At 66.0% G+C, this 20,084-nt stretch carries 16 protein-coding genes and 2 pseudogenes; 12 read left to right on the top strand and 6 right to left on the bottom strand.

Going from position 1 to position 20,084, the window contains the following annotated elements:
* The first annotated feature begins 28 nt into the window (after positions 1-28).
* Positions 29-865: a hypothetical protein gene (locus DK389_RS04290; protein ID WP_109887589.1), complete on the top strand. Its 837-nt coding sequence runs from the start codon at positions 29-31 to the stop codon at positions 863-865.
* A gap of 79 nt (positions 866-944) precedes the next feature.
* Positions 945-6,071, top strand: coding sequence for a glycosyltransferase (locus tag DK389_RS04285; protein WP_109887587.1), 5,127 nt, complete (start codon positions 945-947; stop codon positions 6,069-6,071).
* Between the two features lie 79 nt (positions 6,072-6,150).
* Here the strand turns inward: DK389_RS04285 and DK389_RS04280 are convergent, their stop codons facing one another.
* Both DK389_RS04280 and gmd read right to left on the bottom strand, forming a co-directional pair.
* Complete coding sequence (locus DK389_RS04280) at positions 6,151-7,113, bottom strand: NAD-dependent epimerase/dehydratase family protein (protein ID WP_109887585.1); 963 nt, start codon at positions 7,111-7,113, stop codon at positions 6,151-6,153.
* Positions 7,114-7,153: 40 nt separating this feature from the next.
* Positions 7,154-8,131 carry a GDP-mannose 4,6-dehydratase gene (gene gmd / locus DK389_RS04275; protein WP_109887583.1) on the bottom strand — a complete coding sequence of 326 codons (978 nt, stop codon included), beginning with the start codon at positions 8,129-8,131 and terminating at the stop codon, positions 7,154-7,156.
* Between the two features lie 249 nt (positions 8,132-8,380).
* Between gmd and DK389_RS33865 the strand changes: the two are divergent.
* The 3 genes and pseudogenes from DK389_RS33865 to DK389_RS33860 form a co-directional block, all read left to right on the top strand.
* Positions 8,381-8,506 (top strand): annotated as a pseudogene (locus tag DK389_RS33865) (dTDP-4-dehydrorhamnose 3,5-epimerase); the annotation flags it as partial.
* Positions 8,491-8,637, top strand: a pseudogene (locus DK389_RS04265) (glucose-1-phosphate thymidylyltransferase RfbA); the annotation flags it as partial. The pseudogenes DK389_RS33865 and DK389_RS04265, both read left to right, overlap by 16 nt.
* Before the next feature lie 145 nt (positions 8,638-8,782).
* Entirely contained in the window at positions 8,783-8,923 is a 141-nt protein-coding gene (locus DK389_RS33860) for a hypothetical protein (RefSeq protein WP_236960605.1), read from the top strand.
* On the opposite strand, the gene DK389_RS33855 is transcribed toward DK389_RS33860, so the two are convergent.
* The gene (locus tag DK389_RS33855; RefSeq protein WP_236960603.1) at positions 8,902-9,063 is read right to left on the bottom strand and encodes a hypothetical protein; all 162 of its coding nucleotides are present in this window, start codon (positions 9,061-9,063) and stop codon (positions 8,902-8,904) included. The genes DK389_RS33860 and DK389_RS33855 overlap by 22 nt on opposite strands.
* Before the next feature lie 50 nt (positions 9,064-9,113).
* On the opposite strand from DK389_RS33855, the gene DK389_RS33850 reads away from it, so the two are divergent.
* From DK389_RS33850 to DK389_RS04250, 4 genes are all read left to right on the top strand, one after another.
* Complete coding sequence (locus DK389_RS33850) at positions 9,114-9,344, top strand: hypothetical protein (RefSeq protein ID WP_236960601.1); 231 nt, start codon at positions 9,114-9,116, stop codon at positions 9,342-9,344.
* Positions 9,345-9,421: 77 nt separating this feature from the next.
* On the top strand, positions 9,422-9,577 hold the full coding sequence (locus DK389_RS33845; RefSeq protein WP_236960599.1) for a hypothetical protein: 156 nt from the start codon (positions 9,422-9,424) through the stop codon (positions 9,575-9,577).
* Between the two features lie 142 nt (positions 9,578-9,719).
* Positions 9,720-10,982, top strand: a complete 1,263-nt coding sequence (locus DK389_RS04255; protein WP_109887580.1) for an N-acetylmuramoyl-L-alanine amidase — start codon at positions 9,720-9,722, stop codon at positions 10,980-10,982.
* A 182-nt stretch (positions 10,983-11,164) separates the two neighbouring features.
* Positions 11,165-13,588: a penicillin-binding protein 1A gene (locus tag DK389_RS04250; RefSeq protein WP_109887579.1), complete on the top strand. Its 2,424-nt coding sequence runs from the start codon at positions 11,165-11,167 to the stop codon at positions 13,586-13,588.
* 123 nt (positions 13,589-13,711) lie between these two features.
* Here DK389_RS04250 and DK389_RS04245 read toward each other — a convergent pair whose 3' ends face one another.
* Positions 13,712-14,683 carry a DUF1775 domain-containing protein gene (locus tag DK389_RS04245; RefSeq protein WP_109887578.1) on the bottom strand — a complete coding sequence of 324 codons (972 nt, stop codon included), beginning with the start codon at positions 14,681-14,683 and terminating at the stop codon, positions 13,712-13,714.
* 42 nt (positions 14,684-14,725) lie between these two features.
* Positions 14,726-15,049 (bottom strand): hypothetical protein, encoded by a 324-nt coding sequence (locus DK389_RS04240; protein ID WP_236960597.1) that lies wholly within the window; start codon positions 15,047-15,049, stop codon positions 14,726-14,728.
* Positions 15,050-15,343: 294 nt separating this feature from the next.
* On the opposite strand from DK389_RS04240, the gene DK389_RS04235 reads away from it, so the two are divergent.
* Positions 15,344-16,645, top strand: a complete 1,302-nt coding sequence (locus tag DK389_RS04235) for a L,D-transpeptidase family protein (protein WP_109887576.1) — start codon at positions 15,344-15,346, stop codon at positions 16,643-16,645.
* A 603-nt stretch (positions 16,646-17,248) separates the two neighbouring features.
* Here DK389_RS04235 and DK389_RS32010 read toward each other — a convergent pair.
* The gene (locus tag DK389_RS32010) at positions 17,249-17,833 is read right to left on the bottom strand and encodes a hypothetical protein (protein ID WP_162560489.1); all 585 of its coding nucleotides are present in this window, start codon (positions 17,831-17,833) and stop codon (positions 17,249-17,251) included.
* A 318-nt stretch (positions 17,834-18,151) separates the two neighbouring features.
* On the opposite strand from DK389_RS32010, the gene glyA reads away from it, so the two are divergent.
* Complete coding sequence (glyA, locus tag DK389_RS04230) at positions 18,152-19,456, top strand: serine hydroxymethyltransferase (protein WP_109887575.1); 1,305 nt, start codon at positions 18,152-18,154, stop codon at positions 19,454-19,456.
* A 116-nt stretch (positions 19,457-19,572) separates the two neighbouring features.
* Positions 19,573-20,082, top strand: coding sequence for a transcriptional regulator NrdR (gene nrdR / locus DK389_RS04225; protein ID WP_109887574.1), 510 nt, complete (start codon positions 19,573-19,575; stop codon positions 20,080-20,082).
* Positions 20,083-20,084: the final 2 nt, after the last annotated feature.

Raw genomic sequence — 20,084 nt, 5'->3', positions numbered from 1 at the left:
TTTGTGACGAGCAAGAGTGACGGCACCGATGTCTCAGCAGAGCGCAACGCTCGAAGCCATCTACCTTGAGAAGTTGGAGCGTCTGCCCTCCGACGACGAGTTGCGAAATTGGGAGGTGCGGCTCGTCGAGAAGGGCGACGCGGTCGTCCGAGCGGAGATCGCGCAATCGGCGGAGGCCGCCGCTGTCACAGCGCGGCGACAGCAGCGCGCAGAGCTGCAGCGCAAGAGCGACGCCTTCGCGATATTGCGGCGCGCGCGTGCCCGCATCGACGCACACATGTCCGAACTGCTGAGCGAGATCGTCGCCGAGCCGGTTTCCATCGGCCTTCGCCAGGGGGTGGAGGCTCTCCTGCCGGCAGGACTTCTTGAGCGGCTGACCGCGACATCCGCGATCCGGATCGAATCCAGCACCGTTGCGGGTGAGCAGGATATCGCCGTCCTCCTTCCGGATGACCTCACCCCCCAATCCGATTCCAGCCGGACGACGCTCGTGCTCCTCGACAGCTGGCGGCTTGCCGGGGCGCGATCGTCGCGGCCGACGTTCCGGAACAGCTACGAGGACTGGTGGGCGGCGGCCGTCAGCCGTCTCCCGCCTCGCGCAGGCCACGGTCCCGAGCCGATCCATCTCGATCCGGGCGCCGCGCGCGGCTTCGACCCGACCCCCTCGGCCGTCCTGTTCGAGGCCAACGACCTCTGGCGCACCAGCAGACTGGAGCCGCGGACGATCGCGACCGCCGCCGTGCTCCATCACTTTCTGACGGAGCGGCCCAAACGGGTCATCGCCGCGCTCGATCTGTGGGACCGCTCCATGGGATCCGAGCTCGCACGCCGCTACAAGGCGCTCGCGGCACCCCCGACGCTCTGAACGACCCTCGGCCCGGCCGTCGCCGGGCAGTACAGGTCAATTTGGATATGGTCCGCCCGACCCGAGAGGATTTTTCAGCGTGAACGTCACCGATCTCCGGAAGCCGCAGAATCTGACGGGGCACTTCGACGGATATCGCGACGGCGCGCTGCACGGTTGGGTCACGCTCGCGCAGAGCGATCTCGACCTTGGCGTCATCGTCCTCATTGGCGGTAGGTACTACGGGCATTTCGCGGCGGACCGCTGGCGAAAGGACTTGGAGGCCGACGAAGTCGGCCGCAACGGCCACTGCGCTTTCGTCATCCCGCTCGACCCGGCCAAGCTCGCGAGCGAACCGTCATCCGCAGTCGAGATCTGGGTCCTCGGCTGGCCGGCGCGCTTGCTCGGGAGGCTCGAGAGCGCGGCCGGGCCCACAGTGCAGGGCCAGTTCAGGCGCGGTTCCCTGCGCAGATCGGCGACGCTGCTTTCGTTCTTCGGCCTGCACAACCGCTGGTTTCGCCGCAAGCGGAATGGCGCGCAGGACACGGTTCAGACGGATCCGGCGGACAGCCACACCGGGCTCGCCGACGATCGGGCTTGGCTGCCGCAGCGACCTCGCGCGCTCGATCTCTGTCCGCCGCGCAGCCCGGCCGGGGCCGAGGCTGCGCGGGAGCCGCTCTCCATCCGGATCGTCGGGCATATCGACGGGCATTACAGCTTGTCGGGCGTCAACCGCGATCTGGCCCTCGGGCTGTCCGACCTCGGGGCTGCGATCCGCGTCAATCATGTCCATGGGGCGAAGATCGAGGCGCCCTCCATCGCCTTCGAATCCCCCGAGACACGCCGCATCGAGGGCATGCTGCAGCCGTGGAGCGATACGCCGCCCGACGACGCCGAGCACGTCTCTTTGTGCCAACACTATCCCCTCATCAAGGACGAGCGCGAGGCGCGGCTGCGCGTCGCGATGTTCTTCTGGGAGGAGTCGCTCGTTCCGCACGAGCACATCGCGCATCTGAACGAGAATTTCGACGCGCTGATCGTGGCCAGCAACTTCGTCCGGAAGGTGCTGCGCGATTCCGGCTGCAAGTTGCCGATCCGGGTTGTCCCGCTCGGCGTCGGCAGCGCCTACCAGGAGTCGTCGGCGGAGCCCCCGCAGGACGCGCCCGCGATCGGGGCGTCAGCGGCGCCCGCGCGGCAGCGTATGCGCTTCCTCCACGTTTCGTCGGCCTTCCCGCGGAAAGGGGTCGACGTTCTGTTGGCGGCCTATTTCGCCGAGTTCACGCACGACGAGCCGGTCGAACTGCTGATCAAGACCTTCGCCAACATCCACAACGATGTCGCCGATCAGATCGCACACTTCCGGGAAACGCATCCCGATGCGGCGCCGGTCGAGGTGGACGAGAGCTTTTTGACCGAACGGGAACTCGCCGATCTGTACAGGGCGAGCGATGTCGTGGTCCTGCCGACGCGCGGCGAGGGCTTCAACCTCCCCGCCGCAGAGGCGATGCTGAGCGGCCGTCCCGTGATCGCCACCGGTTACGGCGCCCACACGGATTTCCTGACCGCGCAGACCGGTTGGTGCCTCGACTACGATTTCGCTCCGGCGGAAAGTCATTTTCGAGAGGTTGGTTCGCTATGGGTCGACCCCAACGCGCGCGACCTACGCCGTATGATGCGCGAGTTTCTCAGCGCCTGGCAGCAAGGGCAGGCCAGCTGCCTTCCCGGCCTCGAGGGGTCCGTTGGTGGTCAAGATATCCGGACGACCATTCAGAATGGGAAGGAGCTCGTGCGCTCGATCTATAATCGATCGGCTAGTGCACGGTGCGTGGACTCATACATCCGAGACCTGCTTCGAAACCGGAACGTAACGGCTGCGCCGCTGCGGCTCGCCCTGATCTCGAGTTGGGCAAGTCATTGCGGCATTGCAGAGTACACTAAGGATTTGTTGACAAATTTTAGTGGCGGTGCTTTCGAGATCATCTATGTCACTGACTCGCGCGCCGCTGCTTCTGACAACATCCTTCCGCTGTATTCGATCTCACCGACGGAAGATCTGTCACGCGCGCTCGATTTTGTTGAAGCTGGCAGTTTCGACGCAATCCTTGTCCAGCATCAAGCCTCGCTGTTCGATATCCTTGGCTCTTCGGCAGGACGGCTCGCAGAGTTGCAGCGACGATCGCCGGTTATTCTGGAACTGCACGCGACCGCGTTCCTCGACCATATCGACCGCGACCGGGTCGCACGCGGCGTGCTTCATCTCAGACAGTTGGAACGCATCCTCGTCCACACACCCGCGGATCTCACGCGGCTGAAGCGCCTGGGTCTAATCGAGAATGTTGCGCTGTTCCCGCTCGGCATTCATGTGCGGCACGATGACGGCTATGGCCGGGCCGATGCATTGCTGGCGCGGCGGGCCATGGCGCGCAGCCTCGCTGCTGTGGGGGGCGCCACGCTATCGGAACGCAATCGCGAGGAGATCGCTGCGCGTTTGCAGGACGGTACGTTCTGGATGGCCAGCTTTGGGTTCCTGCTACCCCACAAGGGGCTCGCCGAACTTATCGAGGCTGTGAAGCTCCTCCACGACGCGGACCAGACCGGAGTACGCCTGCTTCTAGCTTGTGCCACCTTGGACGAGCGTAGCGAGCGCGTGGGTGATGATCTGAGAGCTCTGATCGACCGCTTGGGCCTGTCGACCGCGGTCGTTCTCGTCACCGACTTCCTTACCGTCGACGAGGCTTCGACGCTCCTCAGCTCTGCCGACCTGCTCACCTTCGTCTATCGGTCGACTGGCGAGTCGGCCAGCGCTGCGGTTCGCATTGCGCTCGGCACCGGTCGCCCGGTGCTGACGACCCCTGAGCCGATCTTCAATGATATCCGGGGCTTCACTCACCGAACAGCTAACGAAACTTCGGAAGCTATCGCTGCGGCGATCCTTCCCCTAATCGAAGATCGTCAGGCGCTGAATCAGTTCTACGACGACCAGCAGAAATGGCTGTCGCACCACACATGGGACAGGCTTAGTACGCGCTTGGCGAACATGATCGTCGGAGCGTGCGCGGATCGCGATCTTGCTTCAAAGCCTCTGAGTCGACGTTCGCAGGGGGTGCCGAGCACTGCCTCGCTGGCCGCCGACGAGCCGCTCTGCCCGCCCGGCATTCCCTATCCGCGCACGGGGCGGGCGCGCTCCTGGCTCCGGCGAGATTTCCGCTTGGAACCCGTGGCGGAGCCGCGCACGCTTCCTGCTGACGCGTTCGATGGGACGACGAGATCGGCCACGGGGATCCCCGTGTCGTGGAACAGCCGAACCCTCGCTCTGGAGGTGATGGACGCCGACGGCAACTCCAGGTTGCTTCATCTCGTCCCGGAGTTTCGCACTACCCTCAACGAGGCGTGGCTGACGGTCGCGGACACGGCACTGTTCGAGGTGCCCGAGCGGGAGCGTCCCGCCCTTTTCCAGTACGCCCGCCGCCATCAGATCCGCTCGCTCCTGACGCTCACCGAGGCGGACGGCCGTACCGGTCCCTGGGCGTTCCTGGCGGACGTCGTCCAAGCGTCGAGCGCGGATCTGCGGGATCGTTGGCGGGACGCCCTCGCCGGAGGTTCGGCCTCGGTCGATGCCGGCCGGCACTTGCCTCAGATCCATCTGGCGGATGGAGACGGGGCGGCGCTGCAGCGCGAGGCGTGCACGCTGCGAGGCCTTGCTGTGCAAGTCGGCCGGGGCATCCAGTCGCCGCTCCTAGACGCGCTGCGCGAGGAAGCCCTGGACATGGATCGCCGTCTCGTTTCGAGCCCGATTCATTTCGGAGCCGATCCGAACCGACAATGGGTGCTGGCGAGCCTCTCGTCGGAGGAAGAAAGCATGCCGTCGCGGCCCGGCCAACGCGTCGCCGTACTGATGGACGGGGCAGCCGTGGCGGCGTGCGAAGCGTCGAGCCGCCGCCTCGAACGTCTGATCGGCGAAGCGGCGATGTTCGTCTTCGAGCACCCAGAGGATTACGCGCGGTTCTTCGCGACGCTGTGCGCAACAGACCATCCGATCGCTCTCGTCCGTGGGCGCTCCGTGCTTCTGGAGGCGGACGAGGACGGGTCCGGCTTGGTGGACCGATTCTGCCGTATTTTTCGGGAGATGTACCCGCTTCGATTGCGCGAGCTCGCCGCAGTCGCTCCGGACATCGAGCGTCCGCCGCTCGCGCGAAACCCGGTACGCCTCTCGGTCTGCGTGTCGACCTACAATCGAGCCGATTGGCTCAGCAAGACGCTGCCGCTGCTGGCGCAGGATCTGAGTGCGCACCGCGATCAGGTCGAGTTCCTGGTCGTCGACAACGCATCGACCGATCACACGCCGCAGGTGATGCAGGAACTGGCGGCCGCCTACGATATCAAATCGGTCCGGAACGCCGAGAATGTCGGCATGCTGGGCAACCTCGCGGTCACCGCGCAGCTCGCCGCGGGCGATTTCGTCTGGATTCTCGGGGACGACGATCTGGTCAAGCTCGGCACGACGGCGCTGATCCTGAACGCGATCGAGGCGCATCCGCGCAGCGAGCTCGTCTATATCAACTACGCCTACACCTACTTCGACCGGCCCTCGGACCTTTCGGACGTCGACGGCCTGCTCGAATCCGCGACCCCGATCGCGACGGAGACGCCCGCCGCATTCCACGACGAGATTCGCGAGTTTGCCGCCAACAACGAGAACTTCTTCACGGCGATTTACGCCTGCGTCTTCCGCAGGGATCAGGCTCTCGCCGCCTACTCGCAGTACACGTCCGCGCCGCCCTTCTCGGACATGGCGAGCTGCATCCCGACGACGAAGCACGTCTTGGAACAGATGCTCGACCGGCCGGGCTACTGGATCGGCTCAAATCAGATCGTCGTGAACATGAACGTGTCGTGGATGCGCTACGCTCCGGTCTGGCACATCGAACGCCTGCCGGAGACCTACGATCTCGCCGAGGCCATGGGCGTGCCCGCCGACGCGCTGCGGCGCTATCGCATCTCGAACGTCGGGCAGGCCACCCACTTCGTGCGCGAGGGCTTCGGCGAGGACGATCAGGTCCGCAACCTGCTCAGCCTCCCGCGATACGTCGAACGACTAAAGCGCCTCGGCAACTTCAAGGACCGGTCCGCCGACCTGTTCGCCAACTACGATCAGGCGTTGCAGCGCGGGTCGCGTTTCGGAGACGATCCGACGACGGGAACCCTGCGGGCCATCTACCGTCTCTGAGGGGAGGGGCGTGGCGCCGTCTCCGACGGTCGCGATCGGAGACGGCGCCCTCTTTGGAACACCGGGATCTGCGCGGCGGCTACGCCCTCAGCGCGTTTCGGTGTTCCTCGAGGACGTCGCGCAGGGTTTCCTCCCATGGGATGCGCGGCTGCCAGTCGAGCGCGCTCCGCCCGGCCTCGGCGTTCCCGGTCGCCGACATGACCTCGTTGCGCCGCAGGACGCCTGCATCCTGCTCCACTGCGATCTCGACCCGCGAGAGATCGCATAAGCCACGGAGAACGCTCGCGATCTTGCGAGGAGTCCCGGAGGCGATGTTGAAAATGCTGCCGGGCCGCAGGTCCTCGGCAAAGATCGCCTGAACGTAGGCGCGGACCACGTCCCGGACGTCGAGGAAGTCACGGGCCGGTTCGAGATTGCCGACTTTAATCACCGGCGGCTGAAGACCCGCCTCAATACGGGCGATCTGCGATGCGAAGGCGGGCACGACGAAGCGGGTCGTCTGGCCCGGGCCCGTGTGATTGAATGGCCGGAACCGAACCGCGTTGAGACCGGAATGGACCATCTGGCCGACGAGGAGGTCGGCTGCCGCCTTCGACGCGGCGTAGGACGTGGTGGGACGCAGCGTAGCGTCCTCGTTCAGCGGGCCCGACTGGACCTGGAACGTGCTGCCGTACACCTCGGCGCTCCCGATGTAGATGAAGCGCGCGTCCGGTACAGACGTCAGGGTCGCCTCCGCGAGGGACATCGTCCCCGTAAGGTTCACGGACCAGGTATAGCCGCGATCCTTCTGTGCATCCTGGGTCGCAGCGATCGCCGCGAGATGGAGGATCGTAGTTGGTTTCGTCTCGGCGACGACCCTCTGGATCTGCTGCGGTTCGGTCACATCGAACGCCACCGGTTCGACGGAGGCCGGAAAGGCGCCGCAGTCGGCCCGGCAGGCCGCGAAGATCCGGTGCACTTTGCCCGGCCGATCGAGCAGCGCCTCTATGACGTGTCGTCCTACGAATCCACCGGCACCCGTGATCAGGATTCTCTCGGACATGAAGATGCTTCTTGTAAAGTGCCGACCGAATGAGACGGTTCTATCTGACGTTCGAGAGCCGTTGGACGTCGGCGTCCACCATTTCCTTGATCATCGTTTCGAGCGAGGTCTCGGCCTCCCAGCCGAGTTTAGCCTTTGCCTTCGATGCGTCGCCGAGGAGGATGTCGACCTCGGCCGGCCGGAACAGGCTCGGGTCGATGACGAGAAACTTGTCCATGTCGAGCCCAACATGGTCGAACGCGATCCGGCACATGTCGCGGACGGTAACGGTGCGACCCGTCGCGATGACGTAGTCGTCTGCCTTCTCCTGCTGCAGCATCAGCCACATCGCCTTCACGTAGTCCCGGGCGTGACCCCAGTCCCGCTGCGCGTCGATGTTGCCGAGGCGGAGTTCGTGCCCGAGACCCAACTTGATGCGGGCGACACCGTCCGTGACCTTGCGCGTCACGAACTCGATGCCGCGCAGCGGGCTCTCGTGATTGAAAAGGATCCCGCTCGACGCGTGCAGCCCGAAGCTCTCGCGGTAATTCACCGTCATCCAGTGCGCGTAGAGTTTCGCCGCCGCGTAGGGCGAGCGCGGATAGAATGGCGTCGTCTCCTTCTGGACGGATTCCTGAATGAGACCGAACATCTCCGAGGAGGATGCCTGATAGAACCGTGCATCCGGCTTCTCGATGCGCACGGCTTCGAGCATATGTGCGCCGCCGAGCCCCGTGACCGCGCCCGTCAAAAGCGGCTGTTGCCAGGAGGTCTTCACGAAGGACTGCGCCGCAAGATTGTAGACTTCGTCCGGTCCGATCTGACGGATAGCCCTCATCAGACTGGACAGGTCGGACAGATCGCCATCCACCAAGGTAAGCTTGTCTGCAATGCCCAGCCAGCGCAGACGGAGGTCGTTCACGTCGGTCGTGCTCGACCGGCGTACCAACCCATAGACGGAGTAACCGTGGCGCAGCAGGAGCTGCGCGAGGTATGCTCCATCCTGACCGGTGACGCCGGTGATAAGGGCTTTCCTCATTTCAGGCACTTTGTCCGTGTGATCGGGATCGATTGGTTAGCTTTGCCCTAGTGCCTACAGCCTCGAGCCGGGAAGGTCAAAGCGCGGTTCAGCGTGCGTCCGCGGGCGTTGGAGGTTCGACGGAAGGGGCGGTTATCAGCTTGCGTCGGCAGCGAGAATGGCTCGATGCGAGGAGTTGCCGCCCACGATACCGCGCTATCGGCGGGCCGGGGCGACGGCCGTTCGCGGGAGGAGGAAGCCGACGAGCAGGTGATCGCGTGCGACATACCCGCAGTGAGGCGGATTGTGCCGAAGCGGCACGGCGACGACCGCGGCTGGTTCTCGGAGACCTACCGGGCCGACGTGCTTGCCGCGAGTGGCATCGACATCGCCTTCAGGTGGCGTGCTTGGAGGAGATCGCCTACCTACAGGGCTTCATCGGCCGCGAGCAGTTGATCGCCCGTGATGAGCTGTTCTCCAAAACCAATTACGGCCAGAACCTCCTGCGGCTCGCGCGGGAACAGTGACGGCGCCGCGGCAGCGTCTGCGGCAACGGAGATCCGAAGGCGGCGCGGGCCGGCTCAGCCGCGCCGCGCGGGCCGCGGGCCTTTATATTTCGGACGCGATCCTCGGTCAGGGAGCGTCGCTCCTGTCGAGCGCACCGAAGCTCCCATGATCAGCGAGACGGCAGCGCTTCCCGGCTGGCGCAGCGGGACGGAATCCTACCTACGCGTCCTGCACGCGCTCATGCTCCGCGACATGCGCACCCGGTTCGGCGGCTCGCACCTGGGCTACGCCGTCGTGGTGCTGTAGCCCGTCGTCCACATCTTCATGCTCATCGCCATCCACGTCTTCCGCAAGGTGCCGGCGCCGATCGGCGACAGCCGGGCGCTCTTCTTCGCGAGCGGCGCGGTGCCGTGCCTGATCTTCCAGTACGTCTCGCCCAAGGTCATGAAGGCGGTGATGATGAAACGTCCTCTGGCCGACTATCGTCAGGTACAAGGTGTTCCACGTCGTCTTCGCAGACGTCATCATCGAGACCGTCACGGGATTTCTCGGCCTCTTGTGCGTCTTCACGATCTTGATCGCGCTCGGCGTCGATCCGCGCCCGGCCGACGCCATGACCGCGATCAGCGGCGACCTCGCGGCGATCTGCTTCGGTATCGGGATCGGCACGATAAATGTCGAGACCGTGGCGTTCTTCCCGGCCTGGATCATGGGTTATCAGCTGTAAAATATCCTCATGTTTATCTTCAGCGGCGTGATGTTCCTGCCGAGCTACCTGCCGCCCGAGCTCCACAACGCCTTCAAGTGGACCCGGCCCTGCAGATCATCGAGTGGGTGCGACTTGGTTATTTTCCGAGCCTCGGCGTCAAGGTGGACTACGCCTATGTGATGCTTTTCGCGCTGTTCTCGCTGACCTTGGGACTTCTCCTGGAATGCTTCGTCGTGCGCCAGCGGACCTGAGCGGCCGCGCCTCAAGTCCCGCGCGTCGCCCGGTGTCGCGCCGCCGCCACAGCTTTGGTACGATTGAAACCGGGCAGGGAACTATCGGTTAACCCTGTCAGCCCTATGTCCTAATCCAGGCATCGGGAACAGCCGCCGACAGATGCTGACACGCACCCGCCTGATTCGATCCGCGCTCCTGCTGCTCGCCCTTGCCGGCGCGGGTGCGGCCGGCGCACAGGATGGCGCGAGGGGCCGCAACGCGGCGGTGGCGATCGCCGCCGACGTCTCCGCGACCGCGACCGGCACGACCCGCCTGACCTTCACCCTCTCCAAGGCGGTCGAGGCGCGCGCCTTCGTGATGGAGCGGCCGGACCGCGTCGTGATCGACCTCGCCGAGCTCAACTTTCAGCTCGACCCCGAGAGTGGGCGCCGGCGCGAGGGGCTAATCCAATCCTACCGCTACGGCCTGTTCGCGCCGGGCCGCTCGCGCATCGTCATCGATCTCACGGCGCCGGCGACGGTCGTCCGGACGGAGTCTGTGACGCGCCCGAAGGACGGCGCGGTCCTGTTCTCGATCGAACTGCAGAAGACGGACCGGGAAGCCTTCCGGAGGGCGGCCGTCGCCAGCGATCCGGCGCCCTCGCAGCGCAAAGTCACCGCGCCCGCCGATGCATCCGATCTTCGGCCGTTGATCATGATCGATGCGGGCCACGGCGGGATCGATCCGGGTGCGATCGCCGCGACCGGCGTGTTTGAGAAGGATATCGTCTTCGGCTTCGCACAGGCTCTGACGAAGCGGCTGGAGGCCGGCGGCCGCTACCGGGTGCGCATGACCCGCGACCGGGACGTGTTCGTGCCCCTTGGCGAGCGGGTGCGGATCGCCCGCGAGACGAAGGCCGACCTCTTCGTCTCGATCCACGCCGATTCGATCTCCGCCGCCCCGCAGGTGCGGGGCGCCACCATCTACACCGGCTCCGAGAAGGCGACCGACGCCGAATCTGCCCGGCTTGCCGACCGGGAGAACAAGGCCGACGCCGCCGCCGGCACCGATGCGAGCGAGGGACCGGGCGACATCGCGGATATCCTTCAGGAACTCACGCTGCGCGAGACGCGCGGATTCTCGTCGGGCTTCGCCCGCACCCTGATGGGCCAGCTCGACCCGGTGATGGAGATGAGCGCCAAACCTCACCGCGAAGCGGGCTTCAAGGTGCTGCGCTCGCCCGATGTTCCGAGCGTTCTGGTGGAGCTCGGTTACCTGTCGAGCAAGCGCGATCTCGACCTCCTGCAGTCGGAGGAGTGGCGCGAGAGCGTGACGGGCTCGATGGCGAGGGCGGTCGACCTCTTCTTCTCGAACCGCGCCAGCCTGACCCGGCCCGGCCCGGCCGCGCGCAAGGCGGCCGCGATCGCCCCAGTTTCACCATAGATCCGGTGTCGATACGGGGTCCATGACAGCCCCGCACGCGGCGTCGAGAGATCGACATCCGCCCGGGGGCGTGACACCACCGCCATGAGCCTCGGATACCGCCCATGAGGTGGTGTCCGGCTGCCTCTGGGGCCAAGCGCGGCCCGCCGCGGCGGCAGAGCAATCGACGGACGGGACACCGGATGCGCTTGATCCTTCGTTTCTTCGGCTTCCTGTTCAGCGCGGGCGCCGTGGTGTTCGTCCTGCTGGCTGCGGCGGGTGCCTTCTTCTACTGGAAGTACAGCCAGGATCTGCCGGATCACGCCGCGCTCGCGAATTACGAGCCGCCCGTGATGACCCGCCTGCATGCCGCCGACGGGTCGCTGCTCGCTGAGTATGCCCGGGAGCGCCGTCTCTATCTGCCGATCCAGGCGATGCCCAAGATCGTCGTCGCAGCCTTCCTCTCGGCCGAGGACAAAAACTTCTACAAGCATGGTGGCATCGATCCCGAGGGCATCGTCCGCGCCGTTCTCACGAACGCCAAGAGCGGCAAGAAGCAGGGCGCCTCGACGATCACACAGCAAGTGGCCAAGAACTTCCTGCTCACCAACGAGCAGACGCTCGACCGCAAGGTCCGCGAAGCGCTGATCGCCCTGCGGATCGAGGCGACCTACTCGAAGGACAAGATCCTCGAACTCTACCTCAACGAGATCTTTCTCGGCACGATCGTGCCGGGCCGCAACCTGCACGGGGTGGCGGCAGCCGCGCTCGATTATTTCGGCAAGTCCGTCCACGAGCTGACGATCAACGAGGCCGCCTATCTCGCAGCCCTGCCGAAGGGGCCGAACAATTACCACCCCTATCGCCAGACCCAGAAGGCCCTTGATCGCCGCAACGAGATCATCGGCCTGATGGCCCAGAACGGCTACATCACCCGCGAGGAAGGGGATGCGGCCCGGAAGATGCCGCTCGGCGTCAACCCGCGCGTCGCCTTCCCGAATGCCGCCAATGCCAATTACTTCACCGAAGAAGTCCGCCGCGAGATCTCCGAGCGCTACGGCGAGAAGAAGCTCTACGAGGGCGGCCTCTCGGTGCGCGCGACCCTCGACCCGAAGATGCAGGCCTGGGCCCGCAAGGCTCTGGTCGACGGGCTGATCCGCTACGACCAGCAGCACGGCTGGCGCGGCCCCCTGACTCGCGTCGACCTGACCGGCCGCGACTGGGGCATGGCCGTGGCCGAGGTTCCCGCTCTCGGGGATGTCGCGCCCTGGCGGCTCGCGGTGGTTCTCTCGACGGCCGGCGGCTCCGTTCAGGTCGGTCTGCAGCCGCGGCGCGAAGCATCGGGCGCCGTCACCAAGGAACGGGAAACCGGCACGATTCCTCCCGATGGCATGCGCTGGATCGGCCGCGGCGCCGGCGCGCTCTCGGCCGGCGACGTCGTCTACGTCGAGGCGATGGACGGTGGCCGTGGCCAGTTCCGTCTGCGGCAGAAGCCGGAACTGTCCGGCGCGATCGTGGCAATGGACCCCTATACGGGCCGCGTCCACGCCATGGTCGGCGGCTTCTCCTTCGACGAGAGCGAGTTCAACCGCGCGACGCAGGCCCAGCGCCAGCCGGGCTCGTCGTTCAAGCCGATCGTCTACTCGGCCGCGCTCGACAACGGCTACACCCCGTCCTCGATCGTGCAGGATTCGCCCATCACCATCGAGGCGGGACCGGGCCAGGAGGCATGGACGCCCTCGAACTACGACGGCAAGTCGGGCGGTCCGCACACCCTGCGGTACGGAATCGAGCACTCGAAGAACCTGATGACGGTGCGCCTCGCCAAGGATGTCGGGATGCCGCTCATCGCCGAGTACGCCCGCCGCTTCGGCGTCTACGACGACATGCTGCCCGTGCTGCCGATGTCGCTCGGGGCCGGCGAGACGACGGTGATGCGCATGGTCACCGCCTACTCGATGCTCGCCAATGGCGGGCGCCGCATCCGCCCGACGCTGATCGACCGGATCCAGGACCGGACCGGCGAGACGATCTACCGGCACGACAACCGCAAATGCGTCGGCTGCGACGCGGAGAAATGGTCGGGTCAGGACGAGCCGAAGCTCGTGGACGATTCCGAGCAGGTGCTCGACCCGCTGACGGCCTATCAGATGGTCTCGATCATGGAGGGCGTGGTCCAGCGCGGCACCGCGACGATCCTGAAGCAGATCGGCAAGCCGCTCGCCGGCAAGACCGGCACGACGAACGACGCGAAGGACGCGTGGTTCGTCGGCTTCTCGCCGGATCTCGCGGTGGGCGTCTATCTCGGCTTCGACAAGCCGCGCTCCCTCGGCGATCGGGCGACCGGTGGCGGCCTCGCCGCACCGATCGTCCTCGACTTCCTCAAGAACGCGCTCAAGGACAAGCCGCCGACGCCGTTCCGCGTGCCGCCGGGCATCAAGCTGATCCGCGTCAGCGCCTCGTCCGGCATGCGTGCCGGCTCGGGCGAGGGCGCGGGCACGATCCTCGAGGCGTTCAAGCCCGGCACCGCACCGCCGGATGCCTATGTCGCTCAGCCTGCCGCTCCGCCGCCGGGCGCCGTGCCGCCGGACGCCGACCGTGCCGCGCAGGCCGGAGGCCTGTACTGAGGGCGCGAGCGCGCGGATCGCGCTCGCAGTTCCGATCTGAGGATTGCCCACGCCGCAGGGATCGCCTGCGGCGTGCCTCGATCTGGGCCCCGTGACGCCCGATCCTTCCCGGGCGGGTACGCATCAGTGGTGCTGATGCCCGCCGCCCGTGGCGGTCGGCGCCTGAGCGCCGATCGGGGCCACGGAGAAGGTCACCGGCACGGCGCCGGCCCTCTCGAAGGTCAGGGTGCCTCTCACCGGCTCACCGACCTTTGGGGCCCCTGTCAGATCGAGGAACATCAGGTGCAGGCCGCCAGGCTTCAGCTCGACGGTCTCGCCGGGCTTGATCGCGAGGCCTCCCACGACGGGCGCCATCTTCATGACGCCGCCCTCCATCGACATCGTGTGGATCTCGCCGCGCCCGGCGAGGGCCATGCTCGCACCGGTCAACCGGTCGGGCTGCGAGCCGGTGTTGGTGATGCGGACGTAGCCACCCGCCACCTTCGCGCCGCCGGGGGTCGCGCGCAGCCAGGGTGTATCGATGGCGAGGTGCCCCGTGCGGGCCGCCGGAATCGACGAGGAGCCCTGCTCGGCGGCAGCGACGACGCGCACAGCCGGCGCAGGCGATTGGAGGTCGGCTGACTTCTGGCCCTCGACCGGCACCTCGCTCCAGCGGTAGCCGCCCGTCGCGCAATCCTGCTCCACCGGAAAGTAGATCGTGGCGCCGGGGCCGAACGCGTCGGAGACGCGCGCGAGGAAGGTGAATTCGTCGACCTGATCGTCGGGCAACTCACCTCCGCTCCAGGTGATTTTCTTCACGCCCTCGCTCACGGTGCCGTGGAAGGAGGGGTAGGGCTTCGCGTAGGCTCCCCGCGCCGTGGTGATCTGCCACCCGGCCTTCGGCATCGGCTTCGCGCCGGTCACGCCTTCCGGGATCGTGACGCTGACCCGCGTCGTCGGCTGGCCGTCGCAGCCATGCATGATCTGAACGACGCCGCGGTAAGCGGCATTCGGGCTCGCCTCCTTCCGCTCGAGAACCGCATGGGCGTGGGAGGCAGGAGCGGATACGGCGAGGCCGAGGGCGGCGCAGAGCGCGGCCCGGGAAATGCTGCACATGGTCGTGGTCCATCGTCTGAAGGGATCGGTGAGCGAGAACCTTCAGCCGGCAGGAGGTCCGCGCGGATGGGCGATCCGGCCGGGCGGCGCGCGCGGCAGGGCCTCGGTCGCCCGAGTCCAGGCGATCCGAACCACGGCACGCCGCGGCCAGTCCGCCCTCGTCGCAGAAGCGCGCGGCAATTCGGCCGCTCCCACGATCTGGGCCGCCGTGCAGCAATCGGCGTGGCGATGGATCGGCGCCGGTTCTCCCTCGCCCGCACCGATGTCGGATGCGTGAAGGCAGAGGATCCGGTCGGGGCCCGAGGCCGCGACCGGCATCAACCCAGCGATCACGAATTGGAGCACCAAGGCGTAGAGCGCGATCACGGCCGTCGCCGCGCGCCATGCGCTCCGTTTCCTGCTCCCAGATCTCATCGTGGCACCCAGTAAACGATCGTGCCGGAGCGCGCCATTCGTGCAACAGGCACCCTCACCGCGCTGTTGCCGCAGGGCCGCACGGCCGAGGCGTGTGCGCTGGAGCACGGCCGTGCCACATTCTGGCCCGGAGAACATGGGTTCTTAACCGTACCTCGACACCCTGAGGGCACGCAGTTTCCGGCGCGTCGGCGTCCTTCAGCCCGAATATGCCGTGCTCCATTCTTGGACCAGAGCTTCCGACCGATGCTGACCCAGGCCCACACCACCCGCTCGCTCGGCTTCGCCCTCCTCGCCGCCGTGGCGATCGCGCAGCCGGCCGCCGCCCGCGATGCCGGCGGCTTCGCCCAGGCCGAGTGGGCGCAGGACTACGCCTCGCCCGCCGCCATGCAGGTGCAGCGCTCCCTCACGCCGATCCTGTCGCCGCAGACGGTGGCGGCGACCGAGCAGATGGTCGAGCGCTATAGGGATATCGTCGCCCGCGGCGGCTGGCGTCCCGTCTCCGGCGCGGACCGCCTGCGCATCGGCGGCCGCGGCCCCGCGGTCGCCGCCGTGCGCCAGCGCCTGATCGTCACCGGCGACCTCGACCCGGTGGCCGGCACCTCGGGCGTCTACGATTCCTACGTCGCCGCCGCCGTGAAGCGCTTCCAGGCCCGCCACGGCCTCAGCCAGACCGGCCAGATGAGCATGGCGACGCAGCAGGCGATGAACGTCCCCGCCGACGTGCGGCTGCGCCAGCTCGAGATCAACGTCGTGCGCCTGCGCTCCTACGCGGGCAACCTCGGCAACCGCTTCGTGATCACGAACATCCCGGCGGCCCTCGTCCAGACGGTCGAGAACGGGCAGGTCGTGACCCTGCACGCCGCGGGCGTCGGCAAGATCGACCGCCAGTCGCCGATCATGAACACGAAGGCGACCGAGATCAATTTCAACCCGACCTGGACGGTCCCGGCTTCCATCGTGAAGAAGGACCTGATCCCGAAGATGCAGAAGGATCCGAACTACCTCTCGGACAACAAGATCCGCATCCTCTCGGGCGCCGGCGAGGTCTCGCCGAAGTCGGTCAACTGGTTCTCCGACGAGGGCACCCGCTACACCTACCGCCAGGATTCGGGCGCCGACTTCAACTCGATGGGCATCGTGCGCATCAACATCCCGAACCCGCACGGCGTGTTCATGCACGACACCAACACGAAGGGCGTGTTCGGCGACGATTTCCGCTTCATCTCCTCGGGCTGCGTGCGCGTGCAGAACGTGCGCGAGTACATCACCTGGCTCCTCAAGGACACGCCCGGCTGGGGCCGCAACGAGGTCGAGCAGGCGATCGAGAGCGGCAAGCGCGTCGACGCCCGCCTGACCCAGCCGGTGCCGGTCTACTGGACCTACATCACGGCCTGGTCGACCCCGGACGGCCTCGTGCAGTTCCGCGACGACATCTACAAACGCGACGGCGTGAACGTGCCCTCGACGATCTCGGCACCGACGCCGGTGGCGAGCGCCGAGCAGACCATGCCCGAGACCTTCGAGCCGGGCGACGAGGAGAACTGAGCCTCATCCGGAGCGGTGCGGCCGAGACCGCACCGCTCGAAGCGCCTGCGCGCTGCGCAGGTGAGTTGAACAGGATCGAGACCATGGGCGGCGCGCAGTCGCGTCCGCACATTCGGGAACAGCGCTCACCGCCGCCTCTGCGCCGCGAGCAGTGCCTCGATCGACGGCAGCGAATCGATCGCCGACTGCGCGTGGCGAACCGCCGCGTCCGGGGACAGGAGAACGCTCTCCTGAGGGTCGAAGACGACGCCCCCACGGCCTTCCCGTACGCCGCGGCGCAGACCCAAGCGCCCACGAAGCCCGGCAGCGTATTCCAATAAAGGGCGAAGGCATGCCGCCACGGCCCGCCCAGATCCAAGTCGTCGTAGGTTCTGAAAACGTCCTCGCAGTCGATCGGCCCGAATTCGAAACCGACCTCGCGATCATGCCAGATGGCCGGAAGATGTCCCTTCGACGTGAGGAGGTCCCGATCGGAATCGATGCGGACTTCGAAGCCTAAGTCATCGATGTGGCGCTGCCAGTCGATTGTCGATCTGATCGCGCGATCGCAGAAAATGTATGCTTCAAAAGACATGTCTTGCGCCTCATTTTAATTGGATAAATTCATAGATTGTTCAGGGGCGCACACCTTTTGTCTTGATAAAAAGTCGAGATGATTTGCTTGACATTGATGCCGCGAAGGATGTGAATTTCGATGATTGGCACATCTTTGCCGACCCCCGCGGCTGCTCGAATCTCGGCAGCGCGAGCTTCTGTGAGGCGCGCATTACCTGTTTTGAAGTCCCAAATTGCTAGAACACGCCCGTTAGTCCCTTCTGCATCACGCAAAATAACATCTGTTCGAATGCTACCATTGAGCCCGTACCTTACAAGGTCCCCGGCACTGAAGCTCTGCTCAACACCGTCTTTGCCAATTCCAGGCAGGTTGAGATCGCGGATGCGTTGCGCTGAATTTGTATGTATATATACACCATATAATGGACCGCTTCCGGCACCAATTTCTTGGACGACTTCTTTCACAATATCGAGCAGCAAATCAGTTTTAGCATCGATTTTTGGATCGCCGGTTCGATCTTTTCTGATGACCTCTACATGACTTTGTCCCTGAAGGCACCAGCGTCCGCACTCGTCGCGCGGTTGATCGGGATTGAAATTTGCCTTCTCGTTAAGTAAAATTTCGATCTTCAAGATGTTAAAACTGAATTTCGAGGAATGCGAACTCGGATCTAATTTCCAGCTCCGTCGGATGAATAGTCATTCTTGGCGACCTCCTCAAGGAAAGCAGGTCGACTGTTGCAAATTTTCCTAAAAATGTCAATTATTCCTGACGGCCTGAAGAAGCTCGAATGGCGGCCCGCACGCTCAATTTTTTTGAAGGGGGCGGCAAATTCGCCTGTGCTTGGCCTGGCATTCCAGCCCGTGTAGAACTCCCTGCTTGAACGCCCGCCCGTGCACGCCGACGGGTCTACCGGGTCGTCACCCGAGCATAAGACAAGAGGCCATCCAATGAGCGCCGGTACCGCCGCCGACAAGCATTTCACGAACACGTTCTTCGCCGCCTCTCTCGCCGAGGCCGATCCCGAGATTGCCAAGGCCGTCGAGCAGGAGCTCGGCCGTCAGCAGGACGAGATCGAGCTGATCGCCTCGGAGAACATCGTCTCCCGCGCGGTGCTCGAGGCGCAGGGCTCCGTGCTCACGAACAAGTACGCGGAGGGCTATCCGGGTCGCCGCTATTACGGCGGCTGCCAGTTCGTCGACATCGCCGAGGAACTCGCGATCGACCGCGCCAAGCGCCTGTTCAATTGCGGCTTCGCCAACGTGCAGCCGAACTCGGGCTCGCAGGCGAACCAGGGCGTGTTCATGGCCCTGATGCAGCCCGGCGACACCTTCATGGGCCTTGACCTCGCGGCCGGCGGCCACCTGACTCACGGTGCGCCTCCGAACGTCTCGGGCAAGTGGTTCAAGCCCGTCTCCTACACCGTGCGCCGCGACGACCAGCGCATCGACATGGAGCAGGTCGAGCGTCTCGCCCACGAGCACAAGCCGAAGGTGATCATCGCCGGCGGCTCGGGCTATCCGCGCCACTGGGACTTCGCGAAGTTCCGCGAGATCGCCGACGCGGTCGGCGCCTACTTCTTCGTCGACATGGCCCACTTCGCGGGCCTCGTCGCGGCCGGCGTCCACCCGTCGCCGTTCCCGCACGCGCACGTCGCCACCACGACGACCCACAAGACGCTCCGCGGCCCGCGCGGCGGCATGATCCTCACGAACGACGAGGCGCTCGCCAAGAAGTTCAACTCGGCGATCTTCCCCGGCCTGCAGGGCGGCCCGCTCATGCACGTCATCGCGGGCAAGGCGGTCGCCTTCGGCGAGGCGCTGAAGCCCGAGTTCAAGATCTACGCCAAGCAGGTGATCGAGAACGCCAAGGCGCTCGCCGACACCATCATTTCGGGCGGCTACGCCATCACCTCGGGCGGCACCGACAACCACCTGATGCTGGTCGATCTTCAGCCGAAGGGCCTCACCGGCAAGGCGGCCGAGGCCGCGCTCTCGCGCGCCCACATCACTTGCAACAAGAACGGCGTGCCGTTCGACCCGCAGAAGCCGACCATCACCTCGGGCATCCGCCTCGGCACCCCGGCCGGCACGTCGCGCGGCTTCGGCGTCGCCGAGTTCAAGCAGATCGGCGGCCTGATCGTCGAGGTGCTCGATGGGGTTGCGGCCAAGGGTGACGGCGGCGACGCCGAGGTCGAGGCCCGCGTCAAGGACAAGGTGCACGAGCTGACCCGCCGCTTCCCGATCTACGGCTGAGGCGGGCGCACCGGCCGGATTGCGCTTCCGGCCGGGCCGACACCACGTTAGAGAACGGCCGCGGGCTCCTCAGTCCGCGGCCGTTCCCGTTCGATCACACGAGGTTTGAGCGCCCGATGCGCTGTCCCTATTGCGGCGGCTCCGACACGCAGGTGAAGGATTCGCGCCCGAGCGAGGACGGCGCCGCGATCCGCCGCCGCCGGGTCTGCCCCGATTGCGCCGGGCGCTTCACCACCTTCGAGCGCGTCCAGTTGCGCGAGCTCATCGTGCTCAAGCGCTCAGGCAAGCGCGTCCCCTTCGACCGGGACAAGCTCCAGCGCTCGATCGACGTGGCGCTCCGCAAGCGGCCCGTCGAGCCGGAGCGGATCGAGCGCCTCGTCAGCGGCATCACCCGGCAGCTCGAGAGCGGCGGAGAGGCCGAGATCGCGAGCGAGGCGATCGGCGAGCTGGTGATGGAAGGGCTGAAGGGCCTCGACGACGTGGCCTATGTCCGCTTCGCCTCCGTCTACAAGAATTTCCGCGAGGCCAAGGATTTCGAGGCGCTCCTCGGCACGCTCGGCGAGGCGGCGGCCCCGGCGGAAGCCGCACCGCCGCGGCCGCGGCGCGGGGCCCGAGCGCGCCCGTGAGC

The organism is Methylobacterium durans (assembly GCF_003173715.1).
GTDB lineage: Bacteria > Pseudomonadota > Alphaproteobacteria > Rhizobiales > Beijerinckiaceae > Methylobacterium > Methylobacterium durans.
The sequence above is the reverse complement of the archived record's forward strand: the minus strand, read 5'-3'. Positions and strand labels throughout refer to the sequence as shown.